This is a genomic window from Listeria sp. Marseille-Q6474 (assembly GCF_946902005.1).
GTDB lineage: Bacteria > Bacillota > Bacilli > Lactobacillales > Listeriaceae > Listeria > Listeria innocua.
In genome coordinates, this window is record NZ_CAMPPS010000001.1 from 1,083,875 (window position 1) to 1,102,118 (window position 18,244).

An 18,244-nucleotide genomic window follows, 5' to 3' on the forward strand; every position below is an offset into this window, starting at 1 on the left:
ACAATTTTTCTATTCATCATTTACAAAAACACTTTAACGTGCTAATATGCTAATAAACTAAAATATTGTAAAGGAGCTAACCAGATGAACTTAAACAAGAACTTGCCAACTGGAACTCGTGATAAGCTCTTTCGCGAAGCACGGGCCTCATACCAGATTGAGCAACAAGTGAATCATTATTTTGCGAAACGTGGATTTAAGCGTATTGAAACACCTGTTATCGAATTTGAAGATGTTTTTTCCTCTGAACATCAAGCTGACGCCAAACTATATCGCTTCTTTGATGAAAAAGGTCGCTTGACGGTACTCAGGCCAGATATGACCCTTCCAATTGGTCGAGTCGTTAGTACAACTGGTGTTACACTCCCTCTAAAACTTTCTTATAGCGGAAAAATCTTTCGTGCAAATGAAGACTTTGGCGGCGAACAAAACGAACAAACACAAGCAGGAATTGAAATCATTGGCTATCCTTCCATCAAAGCAGAAATTGAATGTATTTTAAGTGGGATTGGAGTTTTAAATGCTCTAGAAATTCCGAATTTTCAAATTGAACTTGGTCATGCGGCGATTTATAGACGTGTAATCCATCTTTTAAACCTACCCGAAACTACTGAAATTGATTTTCGTCTCCTGATTCAAAATAAAAGTCTCACTGGCATTCAACAATTTGTTACCGAGAATCCAAGTACGCTCGATGATTTTATTCTCGCCTTACCACGCTTATTTGGCCCAGCAACGACTATTTTAAAGCAAGCTAAAAATTTAACGACCGATAAAGGAATATTGACGGCACTAACTGAAATGGAAACTATCGTGGACGCTGTTTCTTACGCAGCAGATATTAGTGTCGATTTAGGACTCGTGCAAGATTTTCATTATTATACTGGTATTATTTTTAGAGGATATGCCGACCTTGCTGCTGATAATTTTTTAAGTGGCGGTCGTTACGATCACTTACTAGAACAATTCACCAGCTCTTCCTCTCCAGCAGTTGGTTTAGCTCTTAATCTCGACTCCCTCACAACCTTACAAAACCGCGCTGGTATCATCAAAAAACAAACTCCAACGACGCTTTTAATCCACTACGACCTAGATGCAATCCAACAAGCTGAAAAACTCATGCAAGAAACACCGAACAGCGAATTAAGTTTTTTTGAAACTCCAGCAAATGCCATCTCTTTCGCGAAAAAATGGCAAATCCCAACTGTCGTTCATGTTACGCGCGATAGTATCCAAACTATTTTTCATAAGGAGGCGGAATAATGAAAGCTTTAAAAATCGCCTTAACAAAAGGTCGACTCGAGAAAGACGCGGTCGCACTTTTAGAAAAAGCGGGTATTGATTGTTCTTCTATGACTGATAAAAAGCGAAAACTGATTTTCCATAGTAGCACCCAACCAATTTCTTTTATTTTAGTAAAAGCTGTTGACGTTATGACCTATGTAAAACACGGTGTTGCGGATATTGGCATCGTTGGTAAAGACGTTCTAATGGAAGCCTCCAAATCGCATTACGAAATGCTCGATCTTGAAATTGGTCAATGTCAGTTTTGCCTAGCTTCTACTCCTGATTTTGACCCAAGTAGCTACCGTCGTAAAATTATCGCAACCAAATACCCAGCTGTTTCTTCTAAATTTTTCCGTGAAAAAGGCGAAGATGTCGAAATCATCAAAATCGAAGGCTCTGTCGAAATTGCCCCAGTACTTGGACTCGCTGACGCTATCATTGATATTGTCGAAACCGGCTCGACTTTAAAAGAAAACGGCTTAGTTATTTATGAAAAAATGTATCCTATCTCCGCCCGACTGATTGTTAATAAAGCTTCCTTAAAACAAAATAAAACACAAATTTTCCAATTAATTGATCAATTAGAACAAGCGATAAAGGAGGAGCAGACGCGATGAAATTTTTAACAGGAACAACGGAGGCAATACTAAACGAACTGAGAGCAGAAAATTCAAGTAATACTTCCGACCAAATCGCAAGCGAAGTAAAAGCAATTATTGAAAAAGTAAAAAGCACTGGGGATCAAGCCTTGTTCGACTATACGGCAAAGTTCGATGGTGTTGAACTAAATGAATTGCGCGTCCCAAACAGCGACATCCAAAAAGCCACAAACAAAGTCGATCCCGCCTTTCTTGAAGCTCTTACAGAAGCAAAAGCAAACATTGAAAGCTTTCATAATAAACAAAAACAATCAGCTTTCTTGGATAGCGAAAAAGATGGTGTCATTCGCGGTCAAATAATTCGCCCACTAGAAACAGTCGGCGTGTATGTTCCAGGCGGTACAGCAGCCTATCCATCCTCTGTTTTAATGAACGTCCTCCCAGCCAAAATTGCCGGTGTAAAACGGATTGTGATGATTACGCCACCTAGCAAAAACGGCATAAATCCACATGTTTTGGCAGCCGCAAATTTAGCCGGCGTCGATGAAATTTACCAAGTTGGCGGTGCGCACGGAATCGCTGCCTTTGCTTACGGTACAGCATCCATTCCTAAAGTAGACAAAATCATCGGACCTGGGAATGTTTATGTAGCTACTGCTAAGCGTGAAGTATTTGGCTTAGTGGATATTGACATGATTGCTGGTCCATCTGAAATCGTCGTGCTCGCTGATGAAACAGCTAACCCCGCCTTTATCGCAGCCGACTTACTTTCTCAAGCAGAGCACGATACATTAGCCCGTGCTATTTTAATTACAACCAGTGAAAAAATTGCCCAACAAACAAAAATCGAACTAAATAAACAACTTGAAAATTTACCACGAAAAGCGATTGCTAAAGAAGCTACCGAGTCCCACGGAAAAATTATTATCACAAAGAGCACTGCGGAAATGTTTCATATCATGAATGAAATCGCTCCAGAACATCTAGAAGTACAACTTGAAAACCCAATGAACTACCTTTACCAAATTAAAAAAGCCGGCTCCATTTTCTTAGGAAACTATGCATCTGAACCACTTGGCGATTATTTTGCCGGTCCGAATCACGTCTTACCAACAAGCGGAACCGCCAAATTCTTCTCTCCACTTGGCGTAGAAGATTTCACGAAACGTTCAGCCTTTATTTCTTATACAAAAGAAGCTCTTGCAAAAGAAAAAGATGCTATCGTACTCCTTGCAAGTAAAGAAGGTCTTGATGCCCACGCCAAAGCCATCCAAATTCGTTTTGAGGAGGAAAATTAAATGAGATCAGCAAGTAAAACAAGAATTACCGGAGAAACTTCTATTGAACTGTCAATTAACCTAGATTCACAAGCGGATTCTACTATATCAACTGGCGTCGGCTTTTTAGACCATATGCTAACCTTATTTGCCAAACATAGCCGAATTACTTTAAATGTAAAAGCAGACGGCGATACATATGTTGATGCACATCATACAGTGGAAGACGTCGGCATTACACTGGGTCTTTGTTTAAAAGAAGCGCTTTCTGATAAAGCCAGTATTAACCGTTACGGCTCTTCCTATGTGCCAATGGACGAATCACTTGGCTTTTGCGCACTTGATTTAAGCGGCCGCTCCTATCTTGTGTTTGACGCCGAATTAACAAATCCCAAGCTTGGCGATTTTGACACTGAATTAGTAGAAGAATTTTTCCAAGCAGTTGCCTTTAACACAGAAATGAACCTTCATCTTCGCGTCCTTTATGGTAAAAATACACATCATAAAATTGAAGCACTTTTTAAAGCATTTGGTCGTGCTCTTCGCGAAGCAATCACAATAAACCCTGAAATAAAAGGTGTAAATTCTACTAAAGGAGTCCTGTAAATGATTGTTATTATTGATTATGATACAGGAAACACGAAGAGCATCAGCAAAGCACTTGATTTTATCGGTCTTCAAAATAAAATTTCTAGCAACCACGCGGAAATTTTGCAAGCGGATGGCGTTATTTTACCAGGAGTCGGAGCTTTTCCAGAAGCGATGCAAGAACTAGGTCGGCGTGGTCTGGATGTGACATTAAAAGAAATGGCAGAATCTGGCAAACCGATGCTTGGCGTTTGTCTTGGTATGCAACTGCTACTTGAATCAAGCGACGAACATCACTTTACTAAAGGACTCGGTCTCATTCCCGGACATATCGAAAAACTACCAGACGAACCTGGATTTGCCGTTCCGCACATGGGCTGGAATCATCTTGAAATAAAACGCAGCACCCCGCTCACTAAAAAACTCGGTGGTGAATATGTCTATTACGTCCATTCCTACTATGCAAATTGTCCAAACGAATACATTATTGCAACTAGCGGTTATTCTGTTGAAGTTCCAAGTATGATAAATAAGGGCAATATTTACGGCGCCCAGTTCCACCCAGAAAAAAGCGGTCAAATTGGACTTGAAATTTTAAAAGGGTTTAAGGAGGTCACTGAATCATGCAAATCTTCCCAGCAATAGATTTAAAAAATGGACAATGCGTCCGGCTTTTCCAAGGTGATTTTTCCAAAAAAATAATTGTAAATGAAGACCCGATTGCCCAAGCTAAATCATTTGCTAAAAACGGCGCCACCTATTTGCACATTGTTGATTTAGACGGAGCTTTAGAAGGACGTCCCGTTAATCTAGAAATTATCCAACAAATGAAAAAAGCAGCCATGGTTCCGGTCCAAGTTGGTGGCGGTATTCGTAGTATGGCGCAAGTTGATTATTACCTTGAGTCCGGCATTGACCGAGTTATTATCGGTTCAGCTGCACTAACAGACCCAGACTTTTTACAAGCAGCAGTGAAAAAATACGGATCTAAAATCGCAGCTGGTATCGATGCAAAAAACGGCTTTGTTGCAACGAGTGGTTGGTTAAATATCAGCCAAGTAAGCTTTTTAGATTTAGCCAAACAAATGGAAGCGATGAATGTTGAAACCATTATTTATACAGACATCAGCCGTGATGGTACGCTAACTGGGCCAAATTTAGAACAAATGGCAGCACTTCAAAAACACGTTACGATCAATTTAATTGCCTCTGGTGGCATTAGTAGTCGCGCTGATTTAGAAGCCCTTAGTGAACTCGGATTATACGGAGCAATTGCTGGAAAAGCCCTTTACAACGGAAATATTTCGATGTCAGACATAGTGGAGGTGGAACAAAGTGCTTACTAAACGAATCATCCCATGCCTTGATGTTACAGCTGGACGCGTAGTTAAAGGAGTTAATTTTGTTTCATTAACCGATGTAGGTGATCCAGTCGAAATTGCCAAAGCTTATAATGAAGCTGGAGCCGATGAACTTGTTTTCCTCGATATTACTGCAACTGTTGAACTACGCCAAACGATGATAGATGTTGTGGAACGAACGGCAGAACAAGTTTTTATTCCACTGACAGTTGGCGGAGGTATAAATAGCGTGAATGATATGAAAGAATTACTTCAAGCAGGAGCAGACAAAATATCGCTTAATTCCGCCGCAATAAAAAGACCCGAACTTATCCAAGAAGGTGCTAACAAATTTGGAAACCAATGCATTGTAGTCGCAATTGACGCTAAATGGAACGGCACCAATTGGCATGTTTTCACTAGAGGAGGACGCGATGACACTGGCTTAGATGCTATTGAATGGGCCAAAAAAGCGACTCAACTTGGCGCTGGTGAAATTCTGTTAACAAGCATGGACGGTGATGGTACGAAAAACGGATACGACATTCCACTCACAAAAGCAATTTCCGAAGCTGTCTCCGTCCCAGTTATCGCTTCAGGAGGATGCGGTAATGCGAGCCATATGGTAGAAGTTTTTGAACAAACAAACGCAACCGCCGCACTCGCTGCCAGTATTTTCCATTACGGTGAACTTAGTATCAAAAACGTCAAAGCTACTTTACTTGAAAAAGGAGTGAACATTCGCCCATGAATACCGTTGATTTTTCTAAAGGATTAGTCCCAACGATTATTTTAGATGACCAAAATGGCGAAGTTTTAATGCTCGCCTACATGAATCAAGAAAGCTACCAAAAAACACTTGAAACTGGCTATACTTGGTTTTTTTCACGCTCGAGAAATGAACTTTGGAATAAAGGCGAAACCAGTGGGCACACCCAAAAAGTAAAACAAATTTGGACCGACTGTGATAATGACACTTTGCTTATTCGCGTGATTCAAACTGGCCCAGCATGTCATACCGGCAAAAAAAGCTGTTTTTTCAACCTTATAAAGGAGGACTTTTAAATGCTTAGTGACTTATATGAAGAAATCAAACTTCGCAAAAACCAACCAAAAGAAGGCTCCTACACCAACTACTTGTTCGAAAAAGGATTAGATAAAATTCTAAAAAAAGTCGGCGAAGAAACTACTGAGGTCGTCATCGCCGCCAAAAACAATAATGAAGAGCTCATTTCAGAAATAGCCGACCTAACATACCACTTACTCGTCCTTCTAGCTGAAAAAGACATTCCATTAGAAGATATTAAACAAGAACTTCAAAGCCGAGAAGGAAAGTTAAGTAAAACAAGTGATCGTAAAGAAATTAACGATTTATAAAACATGACATTTTCGTAACCTTAAAGAATACTATTGTAAGAAAAAGCACATGATTTTAAAGAGCATATTTTATATACTTGTTTACGTGGAGGGCTTTTATTTTTTCCCAAAAGAAAGCAAGTAATGTTAGAGCAATAATTCTAGTATCCGAATTAGTCTTATCCCTTGGCTCGCTCTAACGTTATTACTCCCTAATACTCCCTTTAACCGCATCCCCCTGGTGCGGTTATTTTTTATGACATCGCTTGGCAGTTAAGAAATAGCATTAAAAATCTCCCTTCCCCCGAAAATTTTTTCATTAATTGCTTAAGCAAACGTTCTCATTAACTTGATTTTAAAAAATTTCTGAAAAATTGGTTTTTATGCTTGAAAATATTCTCAACAATGTGTAAACTAACAACATAGGTAAGAAAAGTTGACCTAATTGATGCAATTAAGCCGATGTTTTTCTCTTTTATAACATCGCTTGTATTTGTATCAGGTTTTCTACTTTTCCTTATAGTCAAAATATTTAAACAAGGAGCGATTATAGTATGGCACAAACATCTACTATCCAAAACGACACTAAGGCAGCCGAAGAATACGCAGCCCGTGTGTTTGAGACAATTAAACAACGGAATCCTGGCGAAACGGAATTCCACCAAGCAGTTGAAGAATTCTTAAACTCTGTTATCCCGGCCCTTGCAAAAGAACCTAAATACGAAGCACACGGTATTTTAGAACAGCTAACAGAACCCGAACGCCTAATTAGTTTCCGAGTTCCATGGGTAGATGATGCTGGCACAGTACAAGTAAATCGTGGTTACCGCGTTCAATTTAACAGCGCAATTGGCCCTTATAAAGGCGGCCTTCGCTTCCATCCATCCGTTACCGGGAGTATTGTAAAATTCCTTGGTTTCGAGCAAATCTTCAAAAATTCTTTAACCGGTTTACCAATTGGTGGCGGTAAAGGTGGATCTGATTTCAATCCAAAAGGCAAATCAGACGCTGAAGTAATGCGTTTTTGTCAAAGCTTTATGACAGAATTACAAAAACATATCGGTCCAGATACTGATGTTCCAGCTGGTGATATTGGTGTTGGCGGCCGTGAAATTGGTTACTTATTTGGTCAATACAAACGTCTTCGTGGCGCTTATGATGCTGGTACTTTAACTGGTAAAGGTCTATCATACGGTGGTAGTTTAGCTCGTACAGAGGCAACTGGTTATGGTCTTGTTTATTTCACGGTTGAAATGTTAGAAGCAGCTGGTGAATCCATTCGCGGTAAGAAGATTGTTGTTTCAGGCTCTGGTAATGTAGCTATTTATGCAATCGAAAAAGCACATGAACTTGGCGCTAAAGTAGTTGCATGTAGTGACTCTGCTGGATTTGTTTATGACAAAGAAGGCATCAAAGTAGAAACAGTGAAACAATTAAAAGAAGTAGAGCGTAAACGTATCAGTGAATATGTAACATTGCATCCATCTGCTGAATATTATGCAGGCGGCGATGTGTGGTCTGTTCCATGTGATATTGCCTTACCATGCGCTACTCAAAATGAAATAAATGCCGACCAAGCTCGTGCACTTGTAAAAAACGGTGTAATCGCAGTTGCAGAAGGTGCAAATATGCCATCTACGCTTGAAGCGGTTGACATTTATCACGAAAACAAAGTATTATTTGGCCCAGCAAAAGCAGCCAATGCCGGTGGAGTTGCAGTATCAGCACTCGAAATGGCTCAAAACAGCACTCGCATGAGCTGGACTTTCCAAACAGTAGATGAACACTTACAAAACATTATGAAAGACATTTATAAAAACTCAAGCAATGCTGCAAGCGAATATGGGGCGCCTGGTAATTTAGTTGTCGGGTCCAATATCGCAGGTTTCCTAAAAGTTGCAGATACAATGATTGCTCACGGAATTATTTAAATAGAAAAACCCTGCTTTCAGTGTGAAAGCAGGGTTTTTTATGTTATCTCATCAATTTTCGCAATATAAAAGAAAGTCCAAACCACAGTAAAACGCTAATAAAAATTGCAACAATCCATCCAAATGCATTATGTTCTAATGGAAGTGGCATATTCATTCCAAAAAACCCAGTGATAATCGTTGGCACTGTAAGCAAAATAGACAACGCAGTAAGTATTTTCATCGTATCATTCAAATTATTATTTAAGATGTTATTATATGTACCCGATAGTTGCTGTAATATTTGCGAGCTTAGTTCCGTCATTTCAACCAATTGTCTAGCTTCAATTAGCGCATCCTCAAACTGCTCTTTTTCCACTTCATTTAACTTTCGAAAGATTACATGTGTTTTCATTTGCTCTAATAACGCAGCATTTTGCTTAGAAGCTGACAAAAAGTACACGATGCCCGTTTCTAAATCAGATAAAGAAAGTAAATTTTTCTTCGTCGTTTTGATTTTCAGCTTATCATTAATTGTTTTACGATCAATATCCATCTCTTCCACATACGGAAAAAACGAATCCATAACAAGATATAAACTACTAAATAAAAATTGTAAAATAGTCACATCTTCATTCTCTTTTAAGTATTTATTCATTTTTTTTACAATATATTGGTTGTTTTTATTTGTAATTGTTAGTAACTGTTTATCTTTAATAATGTAAACCATTGGAATTGTTTCATAGTGATTATCGATTTTTCTTTGGTCAGGTACATTAAATACTACTACGAAAGTATCTGTTTTTTGGTCATACTCAAAATGAGCTCGTTCATTTCTATCTAAAGAATAAGCAATGACCTCCTCATCAATATCATATGTAGCATAAATATCTTCTAAGTTGTTAGCTTTATCTGTATTAATGTTAATCCAGTTATATAATTCATTTCCAAAAATTGTTTGAATAGACATTTCTTCCCCTCTCTCCCAGATGGCATAAAAAAAGAGCGCCTCTTCTCTGGCATCTCTACTAAAATATAATTATAGCACAGAACCTGGGAAATTCTGTGCTACAACTATCTTAAAAGGAGTGTTTATTTGCAATAAGCTATTAAGAACATTTCTATGGGGGAAGTGATTTATTCTTAACTAGCTTATTTCAAATGACAATCTCTATGGGATAAGTATATCTTACATTACTTTTGTTTCCAAGTCAATACTTTTATTACAAAAACATTTCATAAAAGTCTAAAATATGGTTAACTTTATGAAAAGTAATAAAAATGCAATAAACGTGATGTTTTTCTATCTTTTCTTTACTATGCTATAATTGACTAGGAAATATCTTATATATAGGAGGAATAGGCATGTCAAATAATGAAGCAACTGCGTATATTGGTACATACACCAAAGTCGAAAGCCAAGGGATCTATCGCTTAGTAATCGACAAAACTACTGGTGAAATTAAAGAAAATAAATTAGCCGGAAAAATGGATAACCCAACATATCTTAAAATTTCAGATGACGAAAAATTCGTTTACTCTGTAGCAAAAGATGGCGATAAAGGTGGAGTTGCAGCTTTTTCAATTGAAGAAGATGGCTCACTTGCTTTCATTAATCAAGATGTTCAAACAGGTAACCCACCGTGTTATGTAGATGCTTCAGAAGATGGTTCTATCGTTGTTTCTGCTAACTATCACCTAGGTACAATTGTAAGTTACCCAACAGAAAATGGCGCTTTAAAACCATCTGTTGCAACGATTCAACATACTGGTAAAAGTGTTCACGAACGTCAAGAAAAACCTCATGCTCACTTTGCTGGATTCACTCCAGACCAAAAATATGTTATCACATGTGACCTTGGAACGGACAAAGTAACTACTTACTCCGCTAATTCCGGTAAACTTGAAAAAGTAACTGAATTAGAAGTAAAACCTGGAAGCGGTCCTCGTAACCTTGTTTTCCACCCAAATGCTAAATATGTGTATATCATGACAGAATTAACTTCCGAAGTTATTTTTGCTGAATATGATAACGCAACTGGTAAATTAAACGTTATCCAAACAATCGCTTCTCTTCCAGAAGGATTTGATAAAGAAAATAAAGGTAGCGCCATTCATATTTCTCCAGATGGTCGTTTCCTCTATATTTCTAACCGCGGTCAAGATGCTATCGTAAGCTATGCTGTTGCAGAAAACGGTACTTTAACACTTGCAGCAACAACACCAGTAGAAGGCGTTGGTCCTCGTGACTTTGACCTTAACTACACTGGCGACATTTTAGTTGCAACAAACGAAAATAGTAATAACGTTACTGTTTTTGGTGTTAATAAAGAAACTGGCGCTCTTACTTTACTTCAAAAAGATGTAAAAGTTCCAGAACCAGTTTGTATTAAATTCGTAAAATAATTTAAAAATCCAGAGTAGCGTATTTCGCCACTCTGGATTTTTTTATGCTAAGACTAACTTTCCTGCTTCAATATAGCTTAAATCATTAACTGCTTCAATCGTCCATTCACCATTTTCAAATCCAAGTCTTGTAACACTCGCATTTGCTAATTCTGGATTAATTTGCGTTATATCAAAGAAAGAAATAATGGTATTAATCGCCATTCCATGAGAAACAACTAATACATTTGCATTTTCAGTTTGATTTTCTTTAGCAACTGTTTCCAAAGCATTTTTCAAGCGAGTTACCATGGAGTCCCATTTTTCGGACATTCCAGTTTCATCAATTTTTTCAACTGTTTCGGAAATGATTTGATAACCATCATAGCCGAATTTTTCAAAAGCTTCTTCCACTGACTGAAAACCAAGATGCTCGATTACTTTTCCGAACATAATGTCTTCATACTCCCCTTCAAATTTACCAAAACCGAATTCACGGAAATCGCTCAACTCACTTATTTCCAAATGGGTTTGTTTGCTTTCTCGTAAAACTATTCCAGCCGTTTCAATCGTCCGACCGCGGTCACTTGTATAAACAGCGTCAAAAGGAATTTCTCTTAACCCGCGCCCTAAAAATTCGGCCACTTCTATGCCTTCATTTGTTAGTGGTGTATCTGACCAACCTTGCACGCGACGAGATGTATTAAACATCGTCTTACCGTGCCTAACTAAGTACACATTTAGTTTTCCTGTTGCCACTTAAACTCCCCCTTGCGCTTTTTTTCCGGCTTCTACATAAAACATATTTCCAGGTTCTTCAATTGAATAAACGCCGTCTTCAAAAATCACTTTTGTCACACTAGCATTTTCGATCGTTCTTAAATTTTTACTTGGGTCAATCATTTCAATAATGCGGTGAATAACCATACCATGCGCAACAACAAGGACATCGCCACCACCACGAGTTTGCGCATCCTGAAGAATTGCATCCAGTCCGGCAGTCAATCGTTTTTCAAAAATGGCCGAGTTTTCTGTCATGCCTGTTTCATCCATTTTATGCACCGTGTCAATCACGATATTAGAATTGTTTTCAGAAGTTTTATCATAATAATTTTCGATTGACTCAAAGCCGTGAGCCTTCGCAACCATTTTTAACACAGTTTGGTTATATTCTCCTTCAAATTTACCGAAACCAAACTCGCGCATTTCAGCTAATTTTTCGAGTTTTAAATGATGGTTGTCGCTTTCTTTCATTACAATCCGAGCTGTTTCAATGGCACGTCCGCGGTCACTTGCGTAAGCGGCTACAAAATTAGTCCCTTTTAAACCACGACCTAAATCATGCGCAACAAGTGCTCCTTCTTCGGTGAGCGGCGAGTCAGCCCAGCCTTGCACCCGATCAAGTGTGTTTAAAATCGTCTTTCCATGTCGTGTTAAATAGATAACTACCCTGCTTGATGATTCCATGTATACACTCCTTTAAATTATCACTTCTCCCTTTAATAGTAGCAATCTTAAGAGTTAATGGCAAACTAATTTATTTTCCGCACACAAAAAACACTTCCTCTAAATAAAGAGAAAGTGTCTTTAAATCCTTTAATGAACGCCCTTCATGTATTTTTTCAAGAATGGCGCGAAAATGAATAATGCTATCGCAAAGCCTATAGCTACAAAACCAGTAATTCCAAAGTAAGCAATTTCAGTGTCAGCATTAAAGAATTGCGTTACTTGTGCGTTAAAAGCTTGTCCCATCGCATCTGACAAGAACCATAAGCTCATTGTTTGAGACGCAAAAGCTTTTGGTGCTAGTTTGGTTGTCGCGGATAGTCCTACTGGAGAGATAAACATTTCCCCGAAAATACAGATGAAGAAACTTAATACTAGCCAAAGCGGGCTTACAAGTGTAGTCGTATTTCCATGTAAAATACCAGGAAGCATCATTACAACAAATGATAAACCAGCAAAGAATAGTCCTAAAGCAAATTTCCGTGGTGTAGATGGTTGTCTATCGCCAAGTTTCGTCCAAATCCATGCAAAGATGGGCGATAAGGTAATTACAAATACGGGATTAAGTGATTGGAAATTCGCTGGGTTTAAATTGAAGCCCCAAATAGATAAATCCGTTCTTTCTGCTGCAAATAGCGCTAAAGTGGTTGATCCTTGTTCTTCAATCATCCAAAATAATACTGCGATTAAAAATAATGGTATGTATGCAGTTAAGCGTGATCTTTCGTCCGCCTCTGTTTTCTTGCTTGTCATCATCATAATAAAGTAAGCTAGCGGCACTCCAACTCCCATTACTGTTACAGCAAGGATAATTGTATTAATTGTTAAACTACCTGTAATAAGTGTTAACACAGCAATTAATAATCCGATTGCTAAAATAATACCGATAATTTTCATCGTAAAGATTTTAGCTTCTGATTTTTGAAGTGGATTTGGTGCTTTTTTGCCTGCTTCTTTTAAGTATCGTTTTCCTGTCAAAACGTAAACAACGAGTGCTATTGCCATCCCAACAGCTGCTACACCAAAACCAGCGTGGAAGCTTCCGGCATGGTCCGAAACATTCGAAACAATCGGTGGTGCGATAAATGCGCCTAAGTTAATCCCCATATAGAAAATACTAAAGCCAGCATCACGACGGTTGTCTCCAGCTGGGTACAAGTCCCCAACAACACTAGATACGTTTGGTTTAAGTAATCCAGTTCCTAAAATAATAAATGCCATAGAAACAAATAGCGCTGCTGCTCCCCCACTAGGAATCGCTAGTACTAAATGCCCTACCATAATTAATACGCCACCATAAAAAATGGTTTGTCTCGGTCCTAACACTCTATCAGCAAACCAGCCACCAATAACACCCGACATAAACACGAGTGAGCCATAAATAGACATAATGGCAGTGGCTGTAGATTGACTAAAACCAAGTCCACCTTTAGATACAGAATAATACATATAATATATTAATATTGCGCGCATTCCATAGTATGAGAATCGCTCCCAAAATTCTGTATTAAATAACGTAGCGAGTCCGCGCGGATGTCCAAAAAATGTCTTTTCCTTCTCGGTACTCAAGAAAATTCGCCTTCTTTCATATTTAAAAATTATTACTATAAAGCATTGGTATAGATTTTACGAGATATTTCTAAAGTTTGGTCACCGCGTTCAGAAATACTTGTTAAACCATGACGCTCTAATTGATCCACTAGTAAGTCTACCACTTCATCACCAAGACCATAATCGCTAAATCTAGTCCCTGCTCCTAAACTTTCAAAGAACTCACGTGTTTTAACAATTGCTGCATCTATTTTTTCATCATCAGTACCACTTGTAATTCCCCAAACACGTTCAGCATATTGTACTAATTTCTCATGTTTTTCCTCACGACGAACATTTAAAAGAGATGGTAATACAATCGCTAAAGTACGCGCATGATCTATTCCATATAATGCAGTAATTTCATGACCTAAACTGTGGCTTGCCCAATCTTGTGGGACGCCGCGAGATAGTGTGCCATTGAGCGCATTCGTAGCCGACCACATGAAAGTTGCCCGCGTATTGTAATCATGATTATCTTCCTCAATAACAGCTGGACCAATTTCAATTAACGTTTGTAATAAACTTTCAGCATAGCGATCTTGAAGTAACGCGCCTACTGGATAAGTCATATATTGTTCCATCACATGCACATACGCATCCATAATACCATTTGCTAGTTGACGTTTTGGCAAAGTATAGGTAAGCTCTGGGTCAAGTAAGGAGAAAACTGGATATGTAAACGCACTTCCAAAGCCAAGTTTTGCTTTCTTTTCAACAAAGGTAATAACCCCGCCACTATTCATTTCAGAACCTGTTGCCGGAAGAGTTAATACTGTTCCAAAAGGTAGTGCTTCTGTAATCGGACGTTTTTCGCCAATTCCGCTGCCAAAAATATCGATTGGATTTCCTTCAAATAAAGCGCCAGCAGCGACAAATTTCGTACCATCAATAACAGAACCGCCACCAACAGCTAGTAAAAAGTCATAGCCTTCTTCTTTCACAAGTTGAATTGCTTTGATTAACGTTTCATAGGTAGGGTTGGCTTCGATACCACCAAATTCACCAACTTCTCTAGATTTAAGGGCAGCTTTTACTTTATCAAGCGTTCCAAATCTTTTTACACTACCGCCGCCGTATAAAATCAATACTTTTTTATCTTGAGGAATAACTTCATTTAATTCTGCAAAACGGTCTTTACCAAAAATAATATGAGTAGGATTATAATAATCAAAATTCAAGATTTCTTTTTGCATTTTCATGTCCTTCTTTCTGTTTACAATTTTACATAGCATAGTTAATAATACACTTTTTCAAGAAAAATTAAACCTTTATACAAAAGTTTCCTTATATATATGATAAAAATTACACATTTTCATCCAAGTTATTGAGTTAACAGTGATTTTCTATACAAAAGACCTACTTTAAGTTAAAATGAAAGAGAAGAAGAATGGAGTGAATAACATGTTGATAAAAAACCTTTGTATCCCTAAAATAAATTTAACAACCGTTCCTGGAGATGCTACTTTACAAGAGGCTATCAATTTACTAGAAGAATCTGGTTATCGCTGTGTTCCTGTACTAGACGAAAAAGGCGAAAAATTCTTAGGTAATATTTATAAAATGCATATTTACAAACATGCAGCAAATGGTGGAAGCCTGAGCGATCCTGTAATGAGCTTAATCAAAAACGCAACGAAACACATTTGTGTGAATGCATCTTTCTTTGAAGTATTCTTTACAATTAAAGAACTACCATATATCGCTGTTTTAAACGAACAAGGTAATTTCTATGGTATTTTGACGCATGGTAAATTACTTGGTCTTTTACAAGACGGCTGGAACGTAAAAACTACTAGTTATGTACTTACGATTGCAACCGGTGAAGTACAAGGCGCCTTAACTAAAATCACTAAAATCATCGACCGTTATTCGAGCATCGCGAGTTTGATTACACTCGATAACCAAACGGAAGATTTCATTCGTCGTGTACTTGTTTCCTTACCAGTGGGAGTAACCGAAGATAAGAAAAACGAAATCATTTCTCACTTAGAGCGCAAAGGACTTCGTGTAGTAGAAACGGAGAAAATCGAAAAATAAAAATAAAGCTTGAAAACAAGAATCGAATCTCGTTTTCAAGCTTTTTTATTTTGCTTTTTACTGTGATTCCTCGTCTTTTTTCCTAGCTCGTTTTCCAATAAAATAAGCTGTTGCTATCACAAGGAATACGAGTAAAATACCACCTGTCACATACATCCAAGTGTAGTCTTTCTCAAGCCCTAGAGCCACCTTATTAGCCTTTTTAGCATCTTCCTCTGAAATGGTAAATTCTTTTACCCATTCCCACTTATCATCGGCTGTTTTAGCTACCAACTCCACTTTGTATTTACCGGGTTTTAATTCTTGATTTTCCCAGTCCACACTGTAATTAAAGTTGGAGTTTGGTGCCATAGAAAGGTCGGTTCGTTTTGATTCACGCAATACTTTCTTGCTACCGTCTTTATATATTTTTGCATCCACGGCCATCCCGCCAACTAAGGTCGCTTTTGTATTTTGCAAGTTTATTTCGACTACATTTCGGTAGTTTCGCGATGCCGGTTTAATTTCATTTAATTCCAAGTTCGGCTTTACGACCGTCGTTTTTTCTGTAAGCTTCACTCCGATTACATAGGCGTACTCATTTTTAATTTGGACTTCTTTTTTAGAGGTATCTTTTTCCTTTTCTTCATCTTTCTTTTCTTGGAAATGTAGCCCACCTAAAATAATGCCATCATAACTCTCTGCTGGCATATTAATATCGAGAGACCAAATTTTTGTTTCATTTGGTTTAAGCGTTACTTCTGATTCACTCGCTTTTACTATATCTGAAAATGGATACTTTAATGTTTTATCCGTTTTTGCTTTTGGAATCGAATAATCTACGTACCCCATTTCGTTAGTAACAGCTGTATTGGCCACACATTTAATCGTGATTTGTTCTTTCCCTTGGTTCATTAGTTCTACTTTTATAGTTTGTTTATCCTCTGGAGCCATTTGTAAATCAAAATAAGTAACACCAGACGCTTGGTTCTCAGGCAGGATTGCTTTGACAGAGAATTTCCCTTCCGCTTTCGCTGCTGCCACTGTTTGACCGTGAAAAAAAATAAAAGTAAAAAAACATACAAAGACAATAGCGAATATTTTTTTCAAGTCTAAATTTCCTCCTAATTCCTCAATTTAAAAAGAGAAAACAACATAAAAAGATGAAGTTTTCTCTTTTAAAAAATGTTAAATTGCTGGTGTGTCGCTTAACGTCCAAGTTAACTTACTTTGATAAGTTCCATCTTCAACAACGGTATTTTGCGGAATGGATAATTTAGGTTTTGTTGTTTGTGTTGCATTTTTTGCTGCTGAACCAAAACTATCTGTCCAAGTTCCCATACCTTCGTCATCGCTAAAGTTCGCCGGTGTCGCTGTTTGTTTATCTTTGGCTGCCATTACAGGAACCGTGCTGAGACCCGTCATCGGAATAGTTATATTATCATAACCAGTTGGGGCTTTCGCTGTCGAATTGACTGTTGCGACAGTAGATTTCGGAATCGTTAACTGAGCACCTTTAATTTTTTTAGCTGGGGTGGAATCATCTTTAAACTCACTAGCAGTAACAGAAAGCGTCCAACCAGTATTAGTACCACGTAAATCACTTATTTGTGCATACGGAGTGACTTTTTTTGATACGGATGCTTCTCCTGGTAAGTCTTGCTGTCCGTTGCCATTTGTATCTGTATAAGTAGAAAGAGTGTCATCTTCTGCATAAAAATCCAAAATTCCTGAAGATAAAGAAGCTACACTTTGAGTTCCGAAATCCCAGTTGGATATAGCAAGTATCCATAATCCGTCCGAACTCACGGGTGGATTGTCTGGACTTGGTACTACCGGGTCTGTTTCAGTTGGATCTGGAGTTACTGGTTCGGGAGTTGGTGTTGTGCTTTTATCAAATTTGATGGTTCCTTTTGTATCTTTATTGACTTTAGTTTCTGCAGACGCAAAATCTTCAGAAAGTACCGGTGTCACGATTAATCCTAGTGCTAATAAACTTGTTGAAATTACCTTTGTTGTTTTTCTTATCATTATTATTCTCCTTTTTCTGTTATGTTATTGTTTATTTAAGATTAGCTTTTTTTACTTCACCCCCTTAAATAAGTTCTTTTTGGCAATTAAAAGGAGGCTTACACCTAGTAAAATAAAGTAAACATCACTATTATCTCCGGTTTTAGGAAGCCGCTTAATTGGACCTTTGGAAGGAAAAGTACCGCTCCTGTCATCTGTTCCAAAAACCTGTGCAGGGCGGTTTTTATCTCTCACAAAAGTTACACCTGCCTTACTTATTGCTGTATCTGTATACGCGCTACTTTCTAATGGAAAAAGAAATAAAACAGTACAACCTATAACAATTAGAATATATTTTTTCACGCTTCGAAGTCTCC

Annotated in this window: 20 protein-coding genes; 12 read left to right on the plus strand and 8 right to left on the minus strand. The window is 38.0% G+C overall.

Annotated elements, in window-relative coordinates:
- Positions 1–84: 84 nt before the first annotated feature.
- The 10 genes from OC533_RS05465 (at position 85) to gdhA (ending at position 8,378) form a co-directional block, all read left to right on the plus strand.
- Positions 85–1,263 (plus strand): ATP phosphoribosyltransferase regulatory subunit, encoded by a 1,179-nt coding sequence (locus OC533_RS05465; protein ID WP_262265236.1) that lies wholly within the window; start codon positions 85–87, stop codon positions 1,261–1,263.
- Positions 1,263–1,904: an ATP phosphoribosyltransferase gene (gene hisG / locus OC533_RS05470; RefSeq protein WP_194322452.1), complete on the plus strand. Its 642-nt coding sequence runs from the start codon at positions 1,263–1,265 to the stop codon at positions 1,902–1,904. The genes OC533_RS05465 and hisG overlap by 1 nt, the downstream gene beginning before the upstream one ends.
- Positions 1,901–3,184, plus strand: a complete 1,284-nt coding sequence (hisD, locus tag OC533_RS05475; protein ID WP_262265237.1) for a histidinol dehydrogenase — start codon at positions 1,901–1,903, stop codon at positions 3,182–3,184. Before hisG ends, hisD begins: the two co-directional genes overlap by 4 nt.
- On the plus strand, positions 3,185–3,769 hold the full coding sequence (gene hisB, locus OC533_RS05480; RefSeq protein ID WP_185481815.1) for an imidazoleglycerol-phosphate dehydratase HisB: 585 nt from the start codon (positions 3,185–3,187) through the stop codon (positions 3,767–3,769). It abuts the gene before it with no gap.
- Positions 3,770–4,396 (plus strand): imidazole glycerol phosphate synthase subunit HisH, encoded by a 627-nt coding sequence (gene hisH, locus OC533_RS05485; RefSeq protein ID WP_070753557.1) that lies wholly within the window; start codon positions 3,770–3,772, stop codon positions 4,394–4,396.
- Positions 4,375–5,097 carry a 1-(5-phosphoribosyl)-5-[(5-phosphoribosylamino)methylideneamino]imidazole-4-carboxamide isomerase gene (gene hisA / locus OC533_RS05490; protein WP_194323240.1) on the plus strand — a complete coding sequence of 241 codons (723 nt, stop codon included), beginning with the start codon at positions 4,375–4,377 and terminating at the stop codon, positions 5,095–5,097. Before hisH ends, hisA begins: the two co-directional genes overlap by 22 nt.
- Positions 5,087–5,842, plus strand: coding sequence for an imidazole glycerol phosphate synthase subunit HisF (gene hisF / locus OC533_RS05495; protein WP_194323239.1), 756 nt, complete (start codon positions 5,087–5,089; stop codon positions 5,840–5,842). Before hisA ends, hisF begins: the two co-directional genes overlap by 11 nt.
- On the plus strand, positions 5,839–6,156 hold the full coding sequence (gene hisI, locus OC533_RS05500) for a phosphoribosyl-AMP cyclohydrolase (protein ID WP_003760704.1): 318 nt from the start codon (positions 5,839–5,841) through the stop codon (positions 6,154–6,156). The genes hisF and hisI overlap by 4 nt, the downstream gene beginning before the upstream one ends.
- Positions 6,157–6,468 carry a phosphoribosyl-ATP diphosphatase gene (gene hisE / locus OC533_RS05505; protein ID WP_185505260.1) on the plus strand — a complete coding sequence of 104 codons (312 nt, stop codon included), beginning with the start codon at positions 6,157–6,159 and terminating at the stop codon, positions 6,466–6,468.
- A gap of 533 nt (positions 6,469–7,001) precedes the next feature.
- Positions 7,002–8,378 (plus strand): NADP-specific glutamate dehydrogenase, encoded by a 1,377-nt coding sequence (gdhA, locus tag OC533_RS05510; RefSeq protein ID WP_003770703.1) that lies wholly within the window; start codon positions 7,002–7,004, stop codon positions 8,376–8,378.
- Between the two features lie 43 nt (positions 8,379–8,421).
- Here gdhA and OC533_RS05515 read toward each other — a convergent pair whose 3' ends face one another.
- Positions 8,422–9,327: a magnesium transporter CorA family protein gene (locus tag OC533_RS05515; RefSeq protein WP_160464177.1), complete on the minus strand. Its 906-nt coding sequence runs from the start codon at positions 9,325–9,327 to the stop codon at positions 8,422–8,424.
- Positions 9,328–9,722: 395 nt separating this feature from the next.
- Between OC533_RS05515 and OC533_RS05520 the strand changes: the two genes are divergently transcribed.
- On the plus strand, positions 9,723–10,763 hold the full coding sequence (locus OC533_RS05520; RefSeq protein WP_070753562.1) for a lactonase family protein: 1,041 nt from the start codon (positions 9,723–9,725) through the stop codon (positions 10,761–10,763).
- 42 nt (positions 10,764–10,805) lie between these two features.
- On the opposite strand, the gene OC533_RS05525 is transcribed toward OC533_RS05520, so the two are convergent.
- From OC533_RS05525 to OC533_RS05540, 4 genes are all read right to left on the minus strand, one after another.
- On the minus strand, positions 10,806–11,501 hold the full coding sequence (locus tag OC533_RS05525; RefSeq protein WP_194323238.1) for a histidine phosphatase family protein: 696 nt from the start codon (positions 11,499–11,501) through the stop codon (positions 10,806–10,808).
- The gene (locus OC533_RS05530) at positions 11,502–12,209 is read right to left on the minus strand and encodes a histidine phosphatase family protein (RefSeq protein ID WP_045554402.1); all 708 of its coding nucleotides are present in this window, start codon (positions 12,207–12,209) and stop codon (positions 11,502–11,504) included.
- Between the two features lie 129 nt (positions 12,210–12,338).
- Positions 12,339–13,817, minus strand: a complete 1,479-nt coding sequence (locus OC533_RS05535; protein WP_262265238.1) for a peptide MFS transporter — start codon at positions 13,815–13,817, stop codon at positions 12,339–12,341.
- A gap of 35 nt (positions 13,818–13,852) precedes the next feature.
- Positions 13,853–15,034 carry an iron-containing alcohol dehydrogenase gene (locus OC533_RS05540; protein WP_160464180.1) on the minus strand — a complete coding sequence of 394 codons (1,182 nt, stop codon included), beginning with the start codon at positions 15,032–15,034 and terminating at the stop codon, positions 13,853–13,855.
- Positions 15,035–15,242: 208 nt separating this feature from the next.
- Between OC533_RS05540 and cbpA the strand changes: the two genes are divergently transcribed.
- A complete protein-coding gene (cbpA, locus tag OC533_RS05545) occupies positions 15,243–15,878 on the plus strand; it encodes a cyclic di-AMP binding protein CbpA (protein WP_003760686.1) in 636 nt (211 codons plus the stop codon).
- Between the two features lie 57 nt (positions 15,879–15,935).
- Here cbpA and OC533_RS05550 read toward each other — a convergent pair whose 3' ends face one another.
- From OC533_RS05550 to OC533_RS05560, 3 genes are all read right to left on the minus strand, one after another.
- Positions 15,936–16,967 carry a DUF916 and DUF3324 domain-containing protein gene (locus OC533_RS05550; protein WP_185510495.1) on the minus strand — a complete coding sequence of 344 codons (1,032 nt, stop codon included), beginning with the start codon at positions 16,965–16,967 and terminating at the stop codon, positions 15,936–15,938.
- Between the two features lie 78 nt (positions 16,968–17,045).
- A complete protein-coding gene (locus OC533_RS05555) occupies positions 17,046–17,888 on the minus strand; it encodes a WxL domain-containing protein (protein ID WP_194323237.1) in 843 nt (280 codons plus the stop codon).
- 51 nt (positions 17,889–17,939) lie between these two features.
- A complete protein-coding gene (locus OC533_RS05560) occupies positions 17,940–18,230 on the minus strand; it encodes an LPXTG cell wall anchor domain-containing protein (protein ID WP_010990486.1) in 291 nt (96 codons plus the stop codon).
- Positions 18,231–18,244 lie beyond the last annotated feature (14 nt).